Source organism: Actinomadura formosensis (assembly GCF_050948385.1).
In the GTDB taxonomy this organism is placed as follows: domain Bacteria; phylum Actinomycetota; class Actinomycetes; order Streptosporangiales; family Streptosporangiaceae; genus Spirillospora; species Spirillospora formosensis.
Genome location: NZ_CP192011.1, coordinates 4,059,646 through 4,078,540, shown reverse-complemented (window position 1 = coordinate 4,078,540; position 18,895 = coordinate 4,059,646). Strand labels below are relative to the sequence as shown.

The following is an 18,895-nucleotide window of genomic DNA, read 5'->3' as shown; positions in this document are numbered from 1 at the left end:
AGATGAAGACCATCGGCCGGCCCCCCGGCCTGGACGACACCGCGCTGGCGACCACCTGGCAGGCGGCGTCGCTGCTGCTCGGCTACCCCGACGACGAACTGCTGGAACGGCGCCCGCTGCTGCGCCGGGCCGTGGCGGGGCTGCCGGCGTCCGTCGCCGAGCCGCTGAGCCGCCTCCTCGACCATCTGGACGCGACACCGCCGCGGGACCTCGCGGCCGACTACGTCGCCACGTTCGACTACCGCAAGCGCTGCTGCCTGTACCTGACGTACTACGCCTACGGCGACACCCGCAAGCGGGGCATGGCCCTGCTGCGGTTCAAGCAGGCGTACGAGGCGTCGGGTCTCGTCCTGGACGAGGGGGAACTGCCCGACCACCTGGCCGTGGTCCTGGAGTTCGCCGCGGCCGGGAACCCGGCGGAGGGGCGGCGGCTGCTGCTCGAACACCGCGCCGGCCTGGAACTGCTGCGGCTCTCGCTCACCGAGTCGGAGTCGCCGTGGGCCGCCGTCCTGGAGGCGATCTCGGCGACGCTGCCGCCGCTGACCGGCCGCAACGAGGAGGCCATCGCCCGCCTCATCGCCGAGGGACCGCCCGAGGAGGAGGTCGGCCTCGCGCCCTACGGGACCGGCGCGTCGGGCGCCGCCGGACAGCCCGTCTTCCTGCCCGATCCGGTCCTTGGAGCCCGCTCATGACCAGCCTCGCCCCCGCCGTCCTCGCCGGCGCCGCCGCGGAGGGCGGCGGCGACCCCGGCGTCACCGGCACCCTGCTCTGGGTCGTCCTGCCCTACCTCACCATCGCGGTGTTCGTCCTCGGGCACATCTGGCGGTACCGCTACGACAAGTTCGGCTGGACGACCCGCTCGTCCCAGCTGTACGAGCGGCGGCTGCTGCGCATCGGCAGCCCGCTGTTCCACTTCGGCATCCTCCTCGTCGCGGGCGGGCACGTCGGCGGGCTGCTGATCCCCGACAGCTGGACCGAGGCCGCCGGGATCAGCGAGGACATGTACCACATCGTCGCCGTGGTGCTCGGCACGACCGCCGGGGTCTGCACCCTCGCCGGCCTGGCGATCCTCATCTACCGGCGCCGGACGGTCGGTCCGGTGTTCCTCGCGACGACCCGCAACGACAAGATGATGTACGTGGTCCTCGGCGGGACCATCGTGCTCGGGCTCGCCGCGACGGTCGCCGCCAACATCATCGGCGACGGCTACAACTACCGGGAGACGATCTCCCCGTGGTTCCGGTCGGTCTTCTACCTCCAGCCCGACCCGGACCTGATGACCGGCGTACCGATCCTGTTCCAGCTGCACGCGCTCAGCGCACTGGCGCTGTTCTGCATCTGGCCGTTCACGCGGCTGGTGCACATGCTCACCGCGCCGATCGGGTACCTGACCCGTCCCTACATCGTCTACCGCAGCCGTGACGAGCACATGGGGATGCACGAGACCCCGAGGGGGTGGGAGCGGGTCCAGTAAGGCCGCATCGCGAGACGAAGAACGCTCCCACCCCCGCCGGGGGTGGGAGCGTTCTCGTGCGGAGCCGCGGTCAGCGGATCCAGAGGTCGGGGCCGAACACCTCGTAGTGGATGCGCTCGTCGGAGATGCCCGCGGCGAGCAGGCCCCGCCGGATCTCGCGCATGAACGGCAGCGGGCCGCACATGAACACCCGGGCCTTGTCCGGCAGCGGCAGCTCGGCCACGTCGATCCGGCCCGGCCGGACCTCCGCGCCGAGGTCGGCGTCGCCGGGCTCCTCGTACCAGGTCAGCTGCCGGAAGCCGGCCATCCGGCCGCCCGCCTCGGCGATCTGCTCGCGCAGCGCGTGGGTGCGCGGGCTCCGGTCGGCGTGGACGGCGAGGACCGGCCGGTCCGGGGACGCGGTCGCCAGATGGTCGATCATCGCGGCGGCCGGGGTGATGCCGATCCCCGCGCTGATCAGGACGAGCGGGTCCTCGCCGCCGTCCAGCACGACGTCGCCGAACGGCGGGGACAGCTCCAGTTCGTCCCCGGCCGCGACGGTGTCGAAGAGGTGGTTGGAGACGGCGCCGTCCGGGGCGCCGTCGCCGCGCACCCGCCGGACCGTGATCTGCGCCGTGTCGCCCGCCGCCCGCGACAGCGTGTACTGGCGGGGCTGGCGCAGGCCGTCCGGCAGCGTCACGGCGACCGAGACGTACTGGCCGGGATGGTGCGCGGGGACCGCGCCGCCGTCGGCGGGCACCAGCACGAGCGAGACCGCCTCGTCGCCCTCGTCCCGCCGCTCCACGACCCGCCACGGCCGGTACGGGGCCGCCGGGTCGCACTCCGCGTCCCGGTAGAGGCGGGCCTCCTCGGCGATGAGGAGCGTCGCGAACAGCCAGTACACCTCGGACCAGGCCGCGTGCACCTGCGGGGTCACCGCGTCACCGAGCACGTCGGCCACCGCGTCGAGCAGGTGCCGCCCGACGATCGTGTACTGCTCGGGGCGGACGCCGAGAGAGGCGTGCTTGTGCGCGATCCGCGACAGCATCTGCTGGAACGACGTGTCCGAGGCGGGGGACACCAGGTGCTCGGCGAACGCGGCCACCGAGCCGGCGAGGGCGCGCCGCTGCTCGCCGTTCGCCTGGTTGCCCTGGTTGAACAGGTGCCGCAGTTCGGGGTGCGCGGCGAACATCGCGGCGTAGAACCGGCCGGTGATCGTGGCACCGTGGGCGCCGACGGCGGGCAGTGTGGCCCGCACGATGTCGGCGTGGTCGGACGAGAGCATCAGAAGCCTTCCTCTGCGGGAGACGCCGCCGCGGACACCGGCGGCGCCAGGGAGAGCAGGACCGGTTCCGGGGGATCGGTCACCAGCTCACGGAGGTGCACCTGGTTCAGCGAGGCGAGGAACGCCTCCTGCGCCGTCCGCAGCGCGCCGCGCAGCCGGCAGCCGCCGCGCAGCGGGCATGGCGGATGGTCGCAGTCGACGGCCTCGCCGGGTCCCTCCAGGGCCCGGACGATCTCGCCCACGGGCCGTTCGAGAATCCCGTCGGCGAGGACGACTCCACCGCCCCGGCCGCGGGACGTCCTGACGAGACCGTGCCCGCGCAGCCGCTGCACGATCTTCGCCATGTGCTGCGGTGCCACGTGCAGGTGCTCGGCGAGATCGGCCGCCGGCCGCCGTTCGTTCCGGGCCCCGAGCAGCATCAGCACGCGCAGTGCCAGATCGGTGGACTGAGTCAGATACACGAATGAATCATAGTTAAATCGGAATTCGAAACTCCGATTCAATACTGTGGTGATCAACACTGTGGGGTTTACCACAGCTTTCGGAACTGGTCATCCGTGTGCCGGCCGGCGCTGCCGGCCGGGCGGTGCGCTCAGCGGTCGGGCGCGATGCGGCGACCGCTGACCCGCCACAGCGGGACGCGGATGAAGTTGTTCCGCGCCCCCGGCGCCCAGGGGCGCAGCGGCAGCCGGGCCATGCGCTCGATCTCCGCCGGGTTCGTCACCGCGCGGGCCTGGCCGATCACGGTGACCGACCAGCCCGTCCGGGCGGCCGAGTCGAACGCGTCGACCTCGAACGCGACGATGGCACCGCGCAGCGCGGCGTCGAACTTCGAACCGGGGGCGGTGCGGATGATCACGGCCCCGTCGCCGTCCGGGTCGCCGTCCAGGACAAAGGTGACCGGCTGAATGGCGGGCAGGGCCTGATCGGTATAGACCACGCGCCCGACCGGCGCGGACCGCAGCAGCGCCGCGCACTCCTCGCGGCCGAGGATCTCCAGGTCTTCTCCGACAGGTTCCATAGCACCAGGGTTCTCGTTGCGGGGTGGCGGCGGAAAGAGGCGAACGTCCTGGTCAGGGCAGTTGCCCGGCGCCCTAGGTCCCATCCGGGAACGGACTTTCGCCCCTGCCGGGGGCCCACCCGCCGGGCCGAAAGTGGAGGTGAGGAACGAAAGAGCGCAGCGGGGGGAGCGACCATGCGAACCACCATCACGCCAGGGGACGTCGACCGCACGGCGGCCGATGCCCGGCGCGCCGTCGAAGACGCGATCCGCGCCCCGTCGGTGAACAACACCCAGCCGTGGCTGTTCGGTGTCCGCGGGACGCGGATCACGCTGCGCGCCGACCCCGACCGCCGGCTGGACACCGCCGACCCGCAGGGCCGGGAGATGCTGATCAGCTGCGGCGCCGCGCTCTACAACCTGCGGCTCTCGCTGCGCGCCATGGGCTACGCGCCGGTCGTCCGGATACTGCCCGACCCGGACCTGCCGCACCTGCTCGCCGAGGTCGAGATGACGCCCGGCGAGCCCCCCGACGACGACCTCCTGCGCGAGCACGCGCAGATCGAGCGGCGGCGCAGCCACCGCGGCGGGTTCCGGCCCGACCCCGTCCCCGCCGGCGTGCTCATGTCGCTCCGGCACGCCGCCGAGCAGGAGGGCGCGCGGCTCGTCCAGGCCGTCGACGTCAACACCAAGGGCGCGCTCGCCGCGCTCACGGCCGCGGGCGAGCACGTCCAGCGCCGCACGCCCGCGTACGCCACCGAGATGGCCCGCTGGGCGCCCGCGCCCGGGACGTCCCGCAAGGACGGCGTCCAGCACGGCGCCTACCCCCGACGCCCGCCGCAGACGGTGCCGAACTTCCCGGCCCGGGACTTCGCCCGCGGCCAGGGGTGGGGTGTGGACACCGGCCCCGAGGACGGGATCACCCTGACCGGGCTCGTGGTGCTGCTCGTCTCGGAGGGCGACGCCCCCGGCGACTGGTTGCGGACCGGGCAGGCACTTGAGCGCGTGCTGCTGCGCGCGGCCGAGCACGACCTGTCGGCCGCGTACCACACCCAGGCGCTCCAGATCCCGGAGCTGCGCGCGTTCATCGGCGCGAAGTTCTGCGGCAACGCGCACCCGCAACTGCTGCTGCGCTTCGGCGTCGCGGACACCGAGGAGCTGACCAGCGTCCGGCGCCCCGTCGAGGACGTGCTCACCGAAGAACCGTCATGAGGGGGACGGAACGGTCACCGACCCGCTGATCCGCCGGCCGGTGATCAGCTCGGGCCGGATCCGGATGAAGTAGTCGCGTTCGCCGGGGGCCCAGGTGTGCAGCGGCAGGGCCTCCAGCGCGCTGGAGTCGCCGGGATCGGTGACGTGCCGGGCGGGCCCGACCACGACCACCGACCAGCCCGTCCGGGCATCGGCGTCGAACTCGTCGATCTCGAACGCCACGATCGTGTCGGCGGCGGCCTTGGCCAGCCGTGACATCCGCGATGTCCGGATCACGATGTCGCCGGCGTCGACGACGAAGTTGACCGGTTGCACGGCGGGGAGCGCGTGATGGGTGAAGACGATGCGTCCGATCTCCGCGCGCGACAGTAGAGCGCGGCACTCGTCGTCTTCGAGGATCTCCAGGCCGCTATGGTCAAACTGCATGGGTCCAATGTGGAGGGGCCGCGCGGTTCGGCGTTAGGGACCAAGGTCCCGAATCGCCGGGCGGTGCAGGCCCCCGCCGGGCCGGGCGGTAACGTCCCGGGGAACCGCCCGACCACGCCTGGAGGACCTCGTGCTCGCCCTCACCACCGCCGACGTGCGGATCTTCCTGCACGTGCTCGCAGCGACGATCTGGGTCGGCGGCCAGATCACGCTCGGCGCGCTCGTCCCCGTGCTGCGCGGATACGAGGGCCTCACCAAGATCACCGCCCGCCGCTACAACATGATCGCCTGGCCGGCGTTCCTCGTCCTCACCGGCGTCTGGAACATCACCGCGGCCGGCATGAGCGACGCCGCGCAGCGGACCCTCGACGTCAAGCTCGTGTTCGTCCTGATATCGGGGCTGGCGGCGTTCCTGCACACCCGGGCCACGTCCAAGGCCGGCCTCGCCGTGTGGGGAGCGCTCGGGTTGATCGGGGCACTCGCCGCGCTGTTCTTCGGCGTCCAGCTCGGCTGAGGTCGTCGGCAGAAGCCGCCCATTGAGTAGATCGTCTAGGTTTGCCCCATGAGCGAATCTGCGGCGGCGGGACCGGCCGGGGGAACAGCGCACACACCGGCCGAAGCACGGCCCACCGCGTGAGGCGGCCATGCTGAACCCCGAGGCCCGCACCATCGATGAGATCCTCGCCGAGGCGCGCGGCAGGCTGGAACGCCTCGATCCCGGCCGGGCGCACGCCGAGTGGCGCGGCGGCGCGGTCCTGGTCGACATCCGCCCGGCGGCCCAGCGGGCGGACGAGGGCGAGGTGCCCGGCGCGCTGATCGTGGAACGCAACGTCCTGGAATGGCGCTTCGACCCGGCCTCCGGCTCCCGGCTGCCCGAGGCCACCGGACACGACGTGCGGGTCATCGTGTTCTGCTCGCAGGGCTACACCTCCAGCCTCGCCGCCGCCTCCCTGCACGACCTCGGCCTGACCCGCGCGACCGACGTCATCGGCGGCTTCCACGCCTGGCACGCCGCGGGCCTGCCCACGACGGGCGGGGCACCGCGCCGATGACGCGCCTCGTCCTCGTCCGGCACGGGGAGACCGAGTGGCACGCCGAGAACCGGTATGCCGGGAGCAGCGACGTCGCGCTGACCTCGCGCGGGCTGGAACAGGCACGGTCGCTGGCGGCGTGGGCGGGGACGGCCCGTCCCGACGCGGTGTGGTGCTCGGACCTGTCGCGCGCCCGCAGGACCGCCGCGCCGTCCGCCGCGGCGGTCGGCACCGAGCCGCAGGTCGACCGGCGCCTCCGCGAACTGGCCTTCGGGGACGGCGAGGGCCTCACGCGCGCCGAGATGGAGCGGAAGTTCCCCACCGAACTGCGCGCGTTCCTCGCCGACCCCGTCGGCGCCCATCTGCCGGGCGGCGAGGATCCGGCCGCGGCGGCGGCCCGCTTCACCGACTGCCTGCACGACATCGCCGGACGGAACACCGGGGAGCGCATCCTCGTCGTCGCGCATGCCACCGTGATCCGGCTCGCGCTGTGCCGGCTGCTGGGGATGCCGCTCAAGGACTACCGGCGGCGCTTCCCGGCACTGGGCAACTGCGCGCGGACCGAGATCCGGCTCCGCGACGGCGACGCCGCGCTCCTGACGTTCAACACGCCGATTCCCGGCCTGCCCTGACCGCGCGGTGCGGAGAGGCGGCCGGACCCCGGGGCCGGTGCAAGGGAGTGGTCATCCACCCCGGGGCCCGGCCGCCCTCACTGGCCCTCGCGGTGCTGGGTCGCCGTGTCGGAACGACCGGGGGCGTACGGCCGGAATCCTTATGGACGAAACGCGAGGAATTCGAGCCTAACTCCGCTGTTCAGCCCTGGGTAATGACATCGTGCTTACAGTTGTTTCCCACCGGAGTCCGGGTGCTGCCGTGGCAAAATCACCCACCGGAAAGCCATGATCTGAATCACGACCCGAACCGTCACACCCGCGGCCGTGCCGTGCTGACCCGCGCCGCGGCGCAGCTCGATGCCGCGGTCGGGGTCTTCGCGGAAGACGCCGTGCCCGGTGCCGGGGAGGACATGCAGTTCAGTGGCGCCGTCCGGGAGCGCGGCGGCGAGGCGGCGGGCGGCCGAGACGGTGGCGACGGGATCGTCCCCGCCGTTCATGACCGGGGTGGGGCAGACCACGCGGTTCAGATGCGGCCACGGGTCGAACCGGGCCGCGAGCGCGCGGCGGAAAAGCTCGATCACGTCGCGGTTCCAGCGGATACGGGCGAGCCTGTCCTGCGCGTCCGGGTCGCCGTCCGCACGCCGTGAGTACAGCGGAAGGCAGACGCGCTCCCAGCCGTCCTGGACATCCTCGCCGTCCCAGTAGCGACGCGCGATATCGCGGGCCTCCGCGCCCCCGGGCCGTTCAAAGACACCGAGACGCTCTTCGTGCGGGCCGGGCATGACGCTGTCGAGCACCATCCCGCGGATTCGATCGGGATGCCGGTGCGCCGCGGTCAGCGCCACCGCAGCGCCACGACCACGGGCCGCTCGGCCATTCCCGGCCCATCGGGGACGAGCCCGGCGCCCTCCACGTCGAAGTACAGGCGCACATCACCGATGCTGATCCGCATCCGGTCCGTTCTGCTCCGTGCGGGACAATGGCGGACGTGAGAGCGGTGGCCATTTCCGACACCCATGCGCCCCGGCGCTGGAAGTCGTGCCCGCCGCGGGTGGCCGAGCACCTGCGCGGCGCGGACGTGATCCTGCACGCCGGCGACGTGTGCACCGCGTCCGTCCTGGATGAACTGGCCGGGTACGCGCCCGTCCACGCCGTCCTCGGCAACAACGACGGGCCCGACGTCGCCGCGTGGGGCGCCCCCGAACGCCTCGAACTCGAACTCGACGGCCTGGCCGTCGCCATGATCCACGACAGCGGCCAGGCCCGCGGCCGGACCGCCCGGATGCGCCGCTGGTTCCCCGCCGCCGACCTCGTCGTCTTCGGGCATTCGCACATCCCGCTGGACGAGACCGGCGACGGCATCCGCATCTTCAATCCCGGATCGCCCACCGACCGGCGCCGGCAGCCCCACGGAACCATCGGCCTGCTCGACATCCGCGACGGCCGCCTCACCGAGGCGAAGATCGTCCCCGTGACCTGACCGGCCGCAGCCTCCACTCCGCCGTGGCGCCGAACGCCCGCTCAACCGCGCGGCGGACCACGACCTGGCCGGCCAGTTCCTCGAAGAACCCCGGACGCGCGGCAGCCCCGACCAGGTCGAGGCCGTCCGCGCCTACTTCGAGAAACGGACGCCCTCCTTACGGATCCGGCCTGACCCGGTGCCGGCCCGCGGGGTCGCCGGACCGCTTCCAGAAAGAGGCGCCCCTTTCGGCCGCCGCCTTCCCCCGCGCGAGCTCCGCGTCCGTCCCCTCGGGGTCCGTCCTTCCCGTCGTGACGGAGAGCGTAAGGCCGCGATGATCCATCCCCGTCCCCGCGCCGTTCCGGACCTCCTCCTGGTCCCACGATGACGGCACGAACCGGGGGAATAGACACGTCTCCGACCTGGATGAAGTTCTTGACGGTGTGGACACGACAGCCCGCGTGGAGGTGCCAGAGCGGTGATTTGACGTGGACGCTCGGACCACGTAAGTTAACCGCTCGTCCCCTTCACGGATGCAGGACGCCTACGTGGTGGCCGGCCGAGGGGAAACCACCAACGAACCCGCCGACGCGGCTGAGCCGTGTCTGCTGTGCCGTGGTGGGTCGGAAAAGGCGCGGTTTGACAATCGGGCCGGATCTGATGAAATAGCTCCACCGCTCGGAAGAAGCCGCGAAAGCGGCGTCGGAAGGGTGTTATCGGAGAAAGCCGGAAATTGACAAGCCGGCCGGATCCGATAAAGTAAGCGAGTCGCCCCGGAGCGGGAAACGCGAAAGCGGATCCAGCGCGGTGGGTGTCCGTTTCTTGAGAACTCAACAGCGTGTTAAAAGCCAGTGCCTTTATCGGCTCGGCCTTTTTGGCCGGGTCGCCCCGTGGCCATCCTCCATTTGTGGGGGTGGTGGGGATTTCTTTGAGGCAATACACGGCCCCCTTGGGGGGTTGTGTGTGCTGGGATTTTCTTCAAGGTTTGGCCGGCCGGGGTTTGTTCCCTGGTGTGGTCGTTGGACCTTAATGGAGAGTTTGATCCTGGCTCAGGACGAACGCTGGCGGCGTGCTTAACACATGCAAGTCGAGCGGAAAGGCCCCTTCGGGGGTACTCGAGCGGCGAACGGGTGAGTAACACGTGAGCAACCTGCCCCTGACTCTGGGATAAGCCCGGGAAACTGGGTCTAATACCGGATATGACCACTCCGGGCATCTGGTGGTGGTGGAAAGTTTTTCGGTTGGGGATGGGCTCGCGGCCTATCAGCTTGTTGGTGGGGTGATGGCCTACCAAGGCGACGACGGGTAACCGGCCTGAGAGGGCGACCGGTCACACTGGGACTGAGACACGGCCCAGACTCCTACGGGAGGCAGCAGTGGGGAATATTGCGCAATGGGCGGAAGCCTGACGCAGCGACGCCGCGTGGGGGATGACGGCCTTCGGGTTGTAAACCTCTTTCAGCAGGGACGAAGCTAACGTGACGGTACCTGCAGAAGAAGCGCCGGCTAACTACGTGCCAGCAGCCGCGGTAATACGTAGGGCGCAAGCGTTGTCCGGAATTATTGGGCGTAAAGAGCTCGTAGGCGGTTTGTTGCGTCCGTCGTGAAAGCCCACGGCTTAACCGTGGGTCTGCGGTGGATACGGGCAGACTAGAGGCAGGTAGGGGAGAACGGAATTCCCGGTGTAGCGGTGAAATGCGCAGATATCGGGAGGAACACCGGTGGCGAAGGCGGTTCTCTGGGCCTGTACTGACGCTGAGGAGCGAAAGCGTGGGGAGCGAACAGGATTAGATACCCTGGTAGTCCACGCCGTAAACGTTGGGCGCTAGGTGTGGGGTCCTTCCACGGATTCCGCGCCGCAGCTAACGCATTAAGCGCCCCGCCTGGGGAGTACGGCCGCAAGGCTAAAACTCAAAGGAATTGACGGGGGCCCGCACAAGCGGCGGAGCATGTTGCTTAATTCGACGCAACGCGAAGAACCTTACCAAGGCTTGACATTGCCGGAAAACCATCAGAGATGGTGGGTCCTTTTTGGGCCGGTGACAGGTGGTGCATGGCTGTCGTCAGCTCGTGTCGTGAGATGTTGGGTTAAGTCCCGCAACGAGCGCAACCCTCGTTCCATGTTGCCAGCACGTAATGGTGGGGACTCATGGGAGACCGCCGGGGTCAACTCGGAGGAAGGTGGGGATGACGTCAAGTCATCATGCCCCTTATGTCTTGGGCTGCAAACATGCTACAATGGCCGGTACAGAGGGCTGCGATACCGTGAGGTGGAGCGAATCCCTTAAAGCCGGTCTCAGTTCGGATCGAAGTCTGCAACTCGACTTCGTGAAGTCGGAGTCGCTAGTAATCGCAGATCAGCAACGCTGCGGTGAATACGTTCCCGGGCCTTGTACACACCGCCCGTCACGTCACGAAAGTCGGCAACACCCGAAGCCCGTGGCCCAACCACCTTGTGTGGGGGGAGCGGTCGAAGGTGGGGCCGGCGATTGGGACGAAGTCGTAACAAGGTAGCCGTACCGGAAGGTGCGGCTGGATCACCTCCTTTCTAAGGAGCACCAACTGGCTCAGGCGACCTCTTTTAGGGGTGTCTGGGTCGGTGGCCGCCGTTGACGGCGCACGTCCGTCAGGTGGCTGCTCATAGATGTGGAGCACTGGCTATTCAGTTTGCGGGCCGCGCGGCTCGGCAAGTACCGCCTTGACCTCTTGCGGGTCGGGGAGTGGGAACGACGAGCTTCGGGCGGTCGGCAGGCTGGGCACGCTGTTGGGTCCTGAGGGAACGGGCGTAAGCCCGGTGGCCTCGGACTGCGGGACCGGACACCGCACCTTTCCGTGATGGGGGGTGGGGTTCTGGTGGGCCCGGTTGTTTTTTGAGAACTGCACAGTGGACGCGAGCATCTCTGGTGAGGGGTTGTGGCTTTCGGGTCATGTATCTCTCATCTGCGATTTGTTTTGATCGTTTCGTGTGTTCAAGTTTTTAAGGGCATACGGTGGATGCCTTGGCATCAGGAGCCGATGAAGGACGTGGGAGCCTGCGATATGCCTCGGGGAGTCGGCAACCAGACTTTGATCCGGGGATTTCCGAATGGGGAAACCTGGCACCCGTCATGGGGTGTCGCCGCCTGCTGAATGTATAGGCAGGTTGGTGGGAACGCGGGGAAGTGAAACATCTCAGTACCCGCAGGAAGAGAAAACAATAGTGATTCCGTGAGTAGTGGTGAGCGAAAGCGGAGGAGCCTAAACCGTGCGCGTGTGATAGCCGGCAGGTGTTGCGTGTGCGGGGTTGTGGGACCGCCTTGATCTAGCTGCCGCTGGGTCGAAGAGTTACAAAATGTTGTGATAGCCGAACGGTATGGGATGGCCGGCCGTAGACGGTGAGAGCCCGGTAGGTGAAATCATGACGTCTCTTGGGTGTGTTCCCGAGTAGCACGGGGCCCGTGAAATCCCGTGTGAATCTGCCACGACCACGTGGTAAGGCTGAATACTTCCTGATGACCGATAGCGGACCAGTACCGTGAGGGAAAGGTGAAAAGTGCCCCGGTGAGGGGTCGTGAAATAGTACCTGAAACCGTGTGCCTACAAGCCGTCAGAGCGTCCTCACTGCCTTCGGGTGGTGTTCGTGATGGCGTGCCTTTTGAAGAATGAGCCTGCGAGTTATGGTGTGTGGCGAGGTTAACCGGTGGCGGGTAGCCGTAGCGAAAGCGAGTCTGAATAGGGCGTTTTCAGTCGCATGCTGTAGACCCGAAGCGGGGTGATCTAGCCATGGGCAGGGTGAAGCGCCGGTAAGACGGTGTGGAGGCCCGAACCCACCAGGGTTGAAAACCTGGGGGATGACCTGTGGTTAGGGGTGAAAGGCCAATCAAACTCCGTGATAGCTGGTTCTCCCCGAAATGCATTTAGGTGCAGCGTCGCGTGTTTCTTGCCGGAGGTAGAGCTACTGGATGGCTGATGGGCCCTACAAGGTTACTGACGTCAGCCAAACTCCGAATGCCGGTAAGTGAGAGCGTGGCAGTGAGACTGCGGGGGATAAGCTTCGTAGTCGAGAGGGAAACAGCCCAGATCATCGGCTAAGGCCCCTAAGCGTGTGCTAAGTGGGAAAGGATGTGGAGTTGCCGTGACAACCAGGAGGTTGGCTTAGAAGCAGCCATCCTTGAAAGAGTGCGTAATAGCTCACTGGTCAAGTGATTCCGCGCCGACAATGTAGCGGGGCTCAAGCACACCGCCGAAGCCGTGGCATTGACATGTGATGTGTTGATGGGTAGGGGAGCGTCCTGCAGCCGGTGAAGCCGCCGAGTGATCGAGTGGTGGAGGCTGTGGGAGTGAGAATGCAGGCATGAGTAGCGAGTCACACGTGAGAAACGTGTGCGCCGAATGACCAAGGGTTCCTGGGGCAGGCTAATCCGCCCAGGGTAAGTCGGGACCTAAGGCGAGGCCGACAGGCGTAGTCGATGGACAACGGGTTGATATTCCCGTACCCGCTGGTATGCGCCAACGCTGAACCCTCTGATGCTAAGACCCCGAATCCCGGGTTGAGCCTTCGGGCTCGGTTCGGTGCTAGCGGTCGGCCCGAGGGGGTAGTAGGTGAGTGATGGGGTGACGCAGGAGGGTAGCTCAGCCCAGGCGATGGTTGTCCTGGGGTAAGCATGTAGCCCGGTGTGCAGGTAAATCCGTGCACCGTTGAGGGTGAGATGTGATGCCGAGCCGTTTTAGGTGAAGTGAGTGATCCCATGCTGTCGAGAAAAGCCTCTAGCGAGTGTATCGGCGGCCCGTACCCTAAACCGACTCAGGTGGTCAGGTAGAGAATACCGAGGCGATCGGGTGAACTGTGGTTAAGGAACTCGGCAAATTGCCCCCGTAACTTTGGGAGAAGGGGGACCACGCCCGGTGAACGCCCTTGCGGTGGGAGCTGGGTGGGGTCGCAGAGGCCAGGGGGAAGCGACTGTTTACTAAAAACACAGGTCCGTGCGAAGTCGTAAGACGCGGTATACGGACTGACGCCTGCCCGGTGCCGGAACGTTAAGAGGACCGGTTAGATCCCTTTGGGGGTCGAAGCTGAGAATCTAAGCGCCGGTAAACGGCGGTGGTAACTATAACCATCCTAAGGTAGCGAAATTCCTTGTCGGGTAAGTTCCGACCTGCACGAATGGCGTAACGACTTCCCCGCTGTCTCAACCACAGGCCCGGCGAAATTGCAGTACGAGTAAAGATGCTCGTTTCGCGCAGCAGGACGGAAAGACCCCGGGACCTTCACTATAGCTTGGCATTGGCGCTTGGAGCGTCTTGTGTAGGATAGGTGGGAGACTGTGAAGCCGGCACGCCAGTGCCGGTGGAGTCGCTGGTGAAATACCACTCTGGTCGTTTTGAGCGTCTAACCCGCACCCGTGGATCCGGGTGGGGGACAGTGCCTGGTGGGTAGTTTAACTGGGGCGGTTGCCTCCTAAAGTGTAACGGAGGCGCCCAAAGGTTCCCTCAGCCTGGTTGGCAATCAGGTGGCGAGTGCAAGGGCACAAGGGAGCTTGACTGTGAGACGGACGTGTCGAGCAGGTGCGAAAGCAGGGCCTAGTGATCCGGCACCTACGTGTGGAAGTGGTGTCGCTCAACGGCTAAAAGGTACCCCGGGGATAACAGGCTGATCTTCCCCAAGAGTCCATATCGACGGGATGGTTTGGCACCTCGATGTCGGCTCGTCGCATCCTGGGGCTGGAGTAGGTCCCAAGGGTTGGGCTGTTCGCCCATTAAAGCGGCACGCGAGCTGGGTTTAGAACGTCGCGAGACAGTTCGGTCCCTATCCGCTGCGCGCGTAGGAGAATTGTGAGGGTCTGTCCCTAGTACGAGAGGACCGGGACGGACGGACCTCTGGTGTGCCAGTTGTCCCGCCAGGGGCACGGCTGGTTGGCTACGTTCGGTCGGGATAACCGCTGAAAGCATCTAAGCGGGAAGCCTTCCTCAAGATGAGTTCTCCCACCCCCTTGTGGGGTGTAAGGCCCCCGGTAGACGACCGGGTTGATAGGCCGGAGATGGAAGCGCGGTGACGTGTGGAGTCGACCGGTACTAATAGGCCGAGTGGCTTGAACACATGATCCGTTCAAACCAAATCGCCGCATGTGTTGCGTGTAGTTGTTCGCGTCCCTGTGTGGTTCCCGGAAAACAACCGGGTACCGCAGCAAAAAGTGAACACCGAGCCTGACGCTCGGACGAGTCTTCCCGCACCCCCCTGTTTGGTGGGGTGTTGGGGGTTGGTCGTTCGGTGGTTTTGGCGAAGGGGAAACACCCGGTCCCATCCCGAACCCGGAAGTTAAGCCCTTCAGCGCCGATGGTACTGCATGGGAGACCGTGTGGGAGAGTAGGACACCGCCGGACTTGAATTGGTCGAGGGTCGCCCCGAATTTGCGGGGCGGCCCTCGACGCATGTCGTGGTTCTGTCGAAGTAGGCTGCAAGGGTTCACGAACCACCATCAAGAACAGTGACGGACGTGATGAGCGCGGAAGAGGACAGCCGCAGCGACGACAGCCGCGAGCGGCGGGGCGATAACGGGCGGCGGAACGCGCCGGCCCGTCGTGGGGGTAACGCCCGTGGCGGCCCTGGCGGGGCCGGGGACCGCAAGGGTGGCGGGCCTCGCGGTGGAGCACCTCGCGCCAGTGGTGGCTGGAAGGGCCGGGATTCACGTGGTAAGCGTGATGATCGGAAGCCGGACCGTCCCTTCAAACGTTCCGACGATCGGCGCACCGAATCCCGTGAGGGACGCTCGGACGACCGTCGTGAGGCCCGTTCCGGTGGCCCGCGCGGTGAACGCCGGTTCGATGGGCCGCGCGGTGGCCAGGGAAAGCCCGGGGAGCGCAGGTTCGATGGGCCGCGCGGTGGCCAGGGAAAGCCCGGGGAGCGCAGGTTCGATGGGCCGCGCGGTGGCCAGGGAAAGCCCGGGGAGCGCAGGTTCGATGGGCCGCGCGGTGGCCAGGGGAAGCCGGGGGAACGGCGGTTCGGCGGTCAGCAGGGGGGTGAGCGCCGGGAAGGGCGCTTTGCCGGTCCTCGTGGGCCTCGCCAGGGTCAGGGTGCCGGTCCGCGCCGGGAAGGGCGTCCAGGCGGCGGTCAGGGAGAGCGGCGGTTCGAGGGACGTCCGCAGGAGCGCCGGTTCAAGGATCGTGACGACAGGACGGGGCGTGACGAGCGTCGTTCTGGCGGGCGCCGGTTCGAGGGGAAGCGCGAAGGACGTCCCGGAGAGCGCGACAAGCCGCCCTTCAAGGGACGCGGGCCTAAGCGTCCGCAGGAAGGCGGACGTTCCTACGGGCCGCCGCGTGACCGCCGGGACCGGCGGGAGAGGCCCGAGGAGCGCGAGCGTCCCGCGCCGAGGCACGATGATCCGCTGCTCCCGGACGACGTCACCGGCGAGGAACTGGACGCCGACGCCCGCGTCGAGCTGCGCACGCTGCCGAAGGAGTTGGCGGCGAAGGTCGCGCGCCACCTGGTGATGGCCGGGCGGCTGGCCGAGGACGAGCCGGAGCAGGCCTACAAGCACGCGAGGGCCGCGCGGCGGCTCGCGTCCCGTGTCGGGATCGTCCGGGAGGCCGCCGGGATCGCGGCGTACCACTCGGGTGAGTGGGCGGAGGCGCTCGCGGAGCTGCGGGCCGCGCGGCGGCTCGGCGCCGGTGACGACTCGTACCTGCCGGTGATGGCCGACTGCGAGCGCGGCCTCGGCCGTCCCGAACGCGCCCTGGACCTGGTCAAGTCGCCGGAGGCGGAGAAGCTCGACCCGATGGGACGAGTCGAGCTGCGCATCGTGGAGTCGGGTGTGCGCCGCGACATGGGGCAGTACGACGCGGCCGTGGTCACCCTGCAGATCCCCGAGCTGCGCGACCGGCGGCTCCGGCCGTGGTCGATGCGGCTGTTCTACGCCTACGCGGACGCGCTCGTCGCGGCCGGCCGGGAGGGCGAGGCGGCCGACTGGTTCGCCCGGGCCGCGGCGGCGGACCGGGACGGCGAGACCGACGCCGCCGAACGGTACGCCGAGATCGAGGGTCTCGACATCGTCGACACCGAGGATGAAGAGGGCGCCGAAGAGGCCGAGGGCACCGAGCCCGCGGCGACGGACATCGCGTTCCAGCCCCCCGAACCCGAGATCCAGGACGTGCCCGAGGAGGACGTCCCCGAGGCCCCGGCGGTGTTCCTGGAGCCGAAACCGGTGGACGGGCGGCCCCCGGAAGAGGAGTGACGCCCGGTACTTGACCGGTGGTCGGGTTTCCCGGATATTCACGGGACCGCGCCGTTCGGGGGCCGCCGGATCCGTCCGGCGGTGACCGACTCCCTGAGGAGAGTCATGCCTCTCAACCGACGCGCGTTCCTGCGCGCCGCCGCCGTCGCCGGTGGGACGACCGCGTTCTCCGGCGCCCTGTGGCAGCGGGCCCTCGCATCGGGGCCGGCGCAGCCAGGTCCCAGCCCGTACGGTCCGTTGCAGACCGCGGACGGCAATGGGCTCCAGTTGCCGAGGGGGTTCAGGAGCCGGATCGTGGCGCGGTCGCAGCAACGCGTCGAGGGCACGAGGCACACCTGGCATCCGGCCCCCGACGGCGGAGCGTGCTTCCCCGACGGGGACGGCTGGATCTACGTCAGCAACTCGGAGGTCCCCCTCGTCGGTGGCGTGTCCGCTCTGCGGTTCGACGCGTTCGGGAAGGTGACCGGGGCCTACCGCATCCTGAACGGCACCACGCTGAACTGCTCCGGTGGGGCGACGCCGTGGAACACGTGGCTGTCATGCGAGGAGCACGACTACGGCCTCGTCTACGAGACGGATCCGCGCGGCCGGAAGGCGGCGGTGGCCCGTCCGGCGATGGGCAGGTTCAAGCACGAGGCCGCCGCGTCCGATCCTGTGCGCAAGGTCGTCTACCTGACCGAGGACCAGGGCGACGGCTGTTTCTACCGTTTCCGGCCGAAGACGTGGGGCGACCTTTCGTCCGGCACACTCGAAGTACTGGTCGGCTCCGGGACGGGCCCCGTCCGGTGGACGAAAGTGCCCAGTCCCCAATTTTGGCTTACCCCGACCCGTGAGCAGGTGGTGGACGCCATGCGTTTCGACGGCGGCGAAGGCTGCTACTACACGCACGGCGTCTGCTACTTCACCACCAAGGGTGACGGCCGTGTGTGGGCCTACGACGCGGCCAATGAGCGGCTGGACATCGCCTACGACGACGGCCTCGTCACCACCGGAGAGGCGCCCCTGCACGGCGTCGACGCCGTGACCGCCACGTCGTCCGGTGACCTCTACGTCGCCGAGGACGGTGACAACATGGAGATCAACCTCATCACCACGGACGGGATCGTGACGCCGTTCCTGCGCGTCGCCGGCCACGACAAGTCGGAGATCACCGGTCCTGCGTTCAGCCCGGACGGTTCACGCCTGTACTTTTCGTCCCAGCGCGGCAGGAGCGGCTTCATCGCCGGTATGGACGGCTGCACGTTCGAGGTCACCGGCCCGTTCCGCTGATCAGGCGTGCTTGCCCAGGGCGTGCATGATTCCGGCGACGTTGCTCCGCGCGCTGCTCAGCAGCTCGTACTTGGCGGCGAGTTCCGGGTCGATGTCGCCGCCCGTGACGGCGTAGCGGTCCTTGGTCCGGTCGACGACCATCGCGACGGCGTGGTCGAGGTCGAGGTCCTGGTCCTTGGCGTCCTGGACGGCGTCCACCCAGACCCGCAGTTCCTCCGCCGACCGTTCGAGCGTGTCGTCCACTTCGCTCACGGGCCCGTAGTGCGCGAACAGCAGCCGTTGCGGGCCCAGTGACCGGAACCTGGCGAGCGAGGCGAGCGCGGTGTCGAGGTCGAAGTCGGGCGGCGGCGTCGCGGGTTTCACATCCGCCGTCTCCGGGATGTAGATGCCGGCGGCGTCGCCCACGTACAGGTCGCCGGTTTGGGAGTCCATCAGCCCGACGTGGTGCTTGGCGTGGCCGGGGGAGTAGTGCGACTCCAGCCGCCGCCCGCCGCCGAGGTCGATGACGCCGGTGTCCTCGACGGCCCGGATCCGTGCCGCGTCCGTCGGCTTCAGCTCCCCGAACAGCGTGTCCAGGCTGTCGCCGTACACCATCCGGGCGCTGCGCATGAGCCGGGACGGGTCGGCCAGGTGCCGTGCGCCCTTCTCGTGGACGACGACCTCCGCCCGCGGATACATCTTCGCGATGTCGCCGACGCCGCCCGCGTGGTCGAGGTGGATGTGGGTCACGACCACGGTCGCCAGGTCGTCCGGTCCGACGCCCATCTCCCGCAGCGCCGCCTGCACCACGGGGGCCGAGCCGGATGTGCCCGGCTCCACCAGGCATGGCCGGTCGGACAGGATCAGGTATCCGGCGGTGATGCCGGTGTGGCCGGCCATCCGGGTGTCGATCTCGTAGACGTCCCCGCCGAGCGGTGTGATCGTGGTCGCGGTGTCCAT

At 68.2% G+C, this 18,895-nt stretch carries 16 protein-coding genes and 3 rRNA genes; 12 read left to right on the top strand and 7 right to left on the bottom strand.

The genetic code is table 11. The annotated features are described in order from the left end of the window. Positions 1 to 2 precede the first annotated feature (2 nt). Positions 3 to 692: a nitrate reductase molybdenum cofactor assembly chaperone gene (gene narJ, locus ACQP1N_RS19650; protein ID WP_067793632.1), complete on the top strand. Its 690-nt coding sequence runs from the start codon at positions 3 to 5 to the stop codon at positions 690 to 692. Further along, entirely contained in the window at positions 689 to 1,474 is a 786-nt protein-coding gene (narI, locus tag ACQP1N_RS19645) for a respiratory nitrate reductase subunit gamma (protein ID WP_084262425.1), read from the top strand. The genes narJ and narI overlap by 4 nt, the downstream gene beginning before the upstream one ends. 70 nt (positions 1,475 to 1,544) lie before the next feature. Here narI and ACQP1N_RS19640 read toward each other — a convergent pair whose 3' ends face one another. The 3 genes from ACQP1N_RS19640 to ACQP1N_RS19630 all read right to left on the bottom strand — a co-directional run bounded on the left by ACQP1N_RS19640 (position 1,545) and on the right by ACQP1N_RS19630 (position 3,759). Next, positions 1,545 to 2,738, bottom strand: coding sequence for a globin domain-containing protein (locus ACQP1N_RS19640; protein WP_433225794.1), 1,194 nt, complete (start codon positions 2,736 to 2,738; stop codon positions 1,545 to 1,547). Beyond that, positions 2,738 to 3,199, bottom strand: a complete 462-nt coding sequence (locus ACQP1N_RS19635; RefSeq protein ID WP_067793613.1) for an RrF2 family transcriptional regulator — start codon at positions 3,197 to 3,199, stop codon at positions 2,738 to 2,740. Before ACQP1N_RS19635 ends, ACQP1N_RS19640 begins: the two co-directional genes overlap by 1 nt. Before the next feature lie 131 nt (positions 3,200 to 3,330). Continuing rightward, the gene (locus ACQP1N_RS19630; RefSeq protein WP_067793614.1) at positions 3,331 to 3,759 is read right to left on the bottom strand and encodes a pyridoxamine 5'-phosphate oxidase family protein; all 429 of its coding nucleotides are present in this window, start codon (positions 3,757 to 3,759) and stop codon (positions 3,331 to 3,333) included. Positions 3,760 to 3,933: 174 nt separating this feature from the next. Between ACQP1N_RS19630 and ACQP1N_RS19625 the strand changes: the two genes are divergently transcribed. After that, the gene (locus ACQP1N_RS19625) at positions 3,934 to 4,950 is read left to right on the top strand and encodes an Acg family FMN-binding oxidoreductase (protein ID WP_067793615.1); all 1,017 of its coding nucleotides are present in this window, start codon (positions 3,934 to 3,936) and stop codon (positions 4,948 to 4,950) included. Here the strand turns inward: ACQP1N_RS19625 and ACQP1N_RS19620 are convergent. Continuing rightward, positions 4,945 to 5,376: a pyridoxamine 5'-phosphate oxidase family protein gene (locus ACQP1N_RS19620; protein WP_067793616.1), complete on the bottom strand. Its 432-nt coding sequence runs from the start codon at positions 5,374 to 5,376 to the stop codon at positions 4,945 to 4,947. The genes ACQP1N_RS19625 and ACQP1N_RS19620 overlap by 6 nt on opposite strands. A gap of 130 nt (positions 5,377 to 5,506) precedes the next feature. Between ACQP1N_RS19620 and ACQP1N_RS19615 the strand changes: the two genes are divergently transcribed. The 3 genes from ACQP1N_RS19615 (at position 5,507) to ACQP1N_RS19605 (ending at position 7,039) form a co-directional block, all read left to right on the top strand. After that, a complete protein-coding gene (locus ACQP1N_RS19615; RefSeq protein WP_433225790.1) occupies positions 5,507 to 5,890 on the top strand; it encodes a hypothetical protein in 384 nt (127 codons plus the stop codon). A 130-nt stretch (positions 5,891 to 6,020) separates the two neighbouring features. Continuing rightward, a complete protein-coding gene (locus ACQP1N_RS19610; RefSeq protein WP_433225788.1) occupies positions 6,021 to 6,428 on the top strand; it encodes a rhodanese-like domain-containing protein in 408 nt (135 codons plus the stop codon). Beyond that, complete coding sequence (locus tag ACQP1N_RS19605) at positions 6,425 to 7,039, top strand: histidine phosphatase family protein (RefSeq protein WP_433225786.1); 615 nt, start codon at positions 6,425 to 6,427, stop codon at positions 7,037 to 7,039. The genes ACQP1N_RS19610 and ACQP1N_RS19605 overlap by 4 nt, the downstream gene beginning before the upstream one ends. A 206-nt stretch (positions 7,040 to 7,245) precedes the next feature. On the opposite strand, the gene ACQP1N_RS19600 is transcribed toward ACQP1N_RS19605, so the two are convergent. Next, positions 7,246 to 7,821, bottom strand: a complete 576-nt coding sequence (locus tag ACQP1N_RS19600; protein WP_433225784.1) for an alpha/beta fold hydrolase — start codon at positions 7,819 to 7,821, stop codon at positions 7,246 to 7,248. A gap of 179 nt (positions 7,822 to 8,000) precedes the next feature. On the opposite strand from ACQP1N_RS19600, the gene ACQP1N_RS19595 reads away from it, so the two are divergent. The 4 genes from ACQP1N_RS19595 (at position 8,001) to rrf (ending at position 14,840) form a co-directional block, all read left to right on the top strand. Next, the gene (locus ACQP1N_RS19595) at positions 8,001 to 8,501 is read left to right on the top strand and encodes a metallophosphoesterase family protein (protein ID WP_433225782.1); all 501 of its coding nucleotides are present in this window, start codon (positions 8,001 to 8,003) and stop codon (positions 8,499 to 8,501) included. Between the two features lie 1,005 nt (positions 8,502 to 9,506). Then, positions 9,507 to 11,028: ribosomal RNA gene (locus tag ACQP1N_RS19590) — 16S ribosomal RNA — on the top strand. Between the two features lie 419 nt (positions 11,029 to 11,447). Next, positions 11,448 to 14,556, top strand: a 23S ribosomal RNA gene (locus tag ACQP1N_RS19585). A 167-nt stretch (positions 14,557 to 14,723) separates the two neighbouring features. Then, a 5S ribosomal RNA gene (gene rrf, locus ACQP1N_RS19580) occupies positions 14,724 to 14,840 on the top strand. Together the 16S, 23S and 5S rRNA genes form the textbook arrangement of a ribosomal RNA operon. A gap of 302 nt (positions 14,841 to 15,142) precedes the next feature. Here rrf and ACQP1N_RS19575 read toward each other — a convergent pair. Next, a complete protein-coding gene (locus ACQP1N_RS19575; RefSeq protein ID WP_433225781.1) occupies positions 15,143 to 15,940 on the bottom strand; it encodes a hypothetical protein in 798 nt (265 codons plus the stop codon). Here ACQP1N_RS19575 and ACQP1N_RS19570 point away from each other — a divergent pair. Next, on the top strand, positions 15,917 to 16,687 hold the full coding sequence (locus ACQP1N_RS19570; protein WP_433225779.1) for a hypothetical protein: 771 nt from the start codon (positions 15,917 to 15,919) through the stop codon (positions 16,685 to 16,687). The genes ACQP1N_RS19575 and ACQP1N_RS19570 overlap by 24 nt on opposite strands. 105 nt (positions 16,688 to 16,792) lie before the next feature. Further along, positions 16,793 to 17,956 (top strand): alkaline phosphatase PhoX, encoded by a 1,164-nt coding sequence (locus tag ACQP1N_RS19565; protein WP_433225777.1) that lies wholly within the window; start codon positions 16,793 to 16,795, stop codon positions 17,954 to 17,956. On the opposite strand, the gene ACQP1N_RS19560 is transcribed toward ACQP1N_RS19565, so the two are convergent. Then, on the bottom strand, positions 17,957 to 18,895 hold the full coding sequence (locus tag ACQP1N_RS19560) for an MBL fold metallo-hydrolase (protein WP_433225775.1): 939 nt from the start codon (positions 18,893 to 18,895) through the stop codon (positions 17,957 to 17,959).

Excerpts from the sequence above, each read along its gene's own strand:
- ACQP1N_RS19605 (WP_433225786.1), top strand. The coding sequence starts at position 6,425 with ATGACGCGCCTCGTCCTCGTCCGGCACGGGGAGACCGAGTGGCACGCC.
- narJ (WP_067793632.1), top strand. The coding sequence starts at position 3 with ATGAAGACCATCGGCCGGCCCCCCGGCCTGGACGACACCGCGCTGGCG.
- ACQP1N_RS19610 (WP_433225788.1), top strand. The coding sequence starts at position 6,021 with ATGCTGAACCCCGAGGCCCGCACCATCGATGAGATCCTCGCCGAGGCG.
- ACQP1N_RS19600 (WP_433225784.1), bottom strand. The coding sequence starts at position 7,821 with ATGGTGCTCGACAGCGTCATGCCCGGCCCGCACGAAGAGCGTCTCGGT.
- ACQP1N_RS19625 (WP_067793615.1), top strand. The coding sequence starts at position 3,934 with ATGCGAACCACCATCACGCCAGGGGACGTCGACCGCACGGCGGCCGAT.
- ACQP1N_RS19620 (WP_067793616.1), bottom strand. The coding sequence starts at position 5,376 with ATGCAGTTTGACCATAGCGGCCTGGAGATCCTCGAAGACGACGAGTGC.
- ACQP1N_RS19630 (WP_067793614.1), bottom strand. The coding sequence starts at position 3,759 with ATGGAACCTGTCGGAGAAGACCTGGAGATCCTCGGCCGCGAGGAGTGC.
- ACQP1N_RS19560 (WP_433225775.1), bottom strand. The coding sequence starts at position 18,895 with ATGGACACCGCGACCACGATCACACCGCTCGGCGGGGACGTCTACGAG.
- ACQP1N_RS19640 (WP_433225794.1), bottom strand. The coding sequence starts at position 2,738 with ATGCTCTCGTCCGACCACGCCGACATCGTGCGGGCCACACTGCCCGCC.
- ACQP1N_RS19595 (WP_433225782.1), top strand. The coding sequence starts at position 8,001 with ATGGCGGACGTGAGAGCGGTGGCCATTTCCGACACCCATGCGCCCCGG.
- ACQP1N_RS19565 (WP_433225777.1), top strand. The coding sequence starts at position 16,793 with ATGCCTCTCAACCGACGCGCGTTCCTGCGCGCCGCCGCCGTCGCCGGT.
- narI (WP_084262425.1), top strand. The coding sequence starts at position 689 with ATGACCAGCCTCGCCCCCGCCGTCCTCGCCGGCGCCGCCGCGGAGGGC.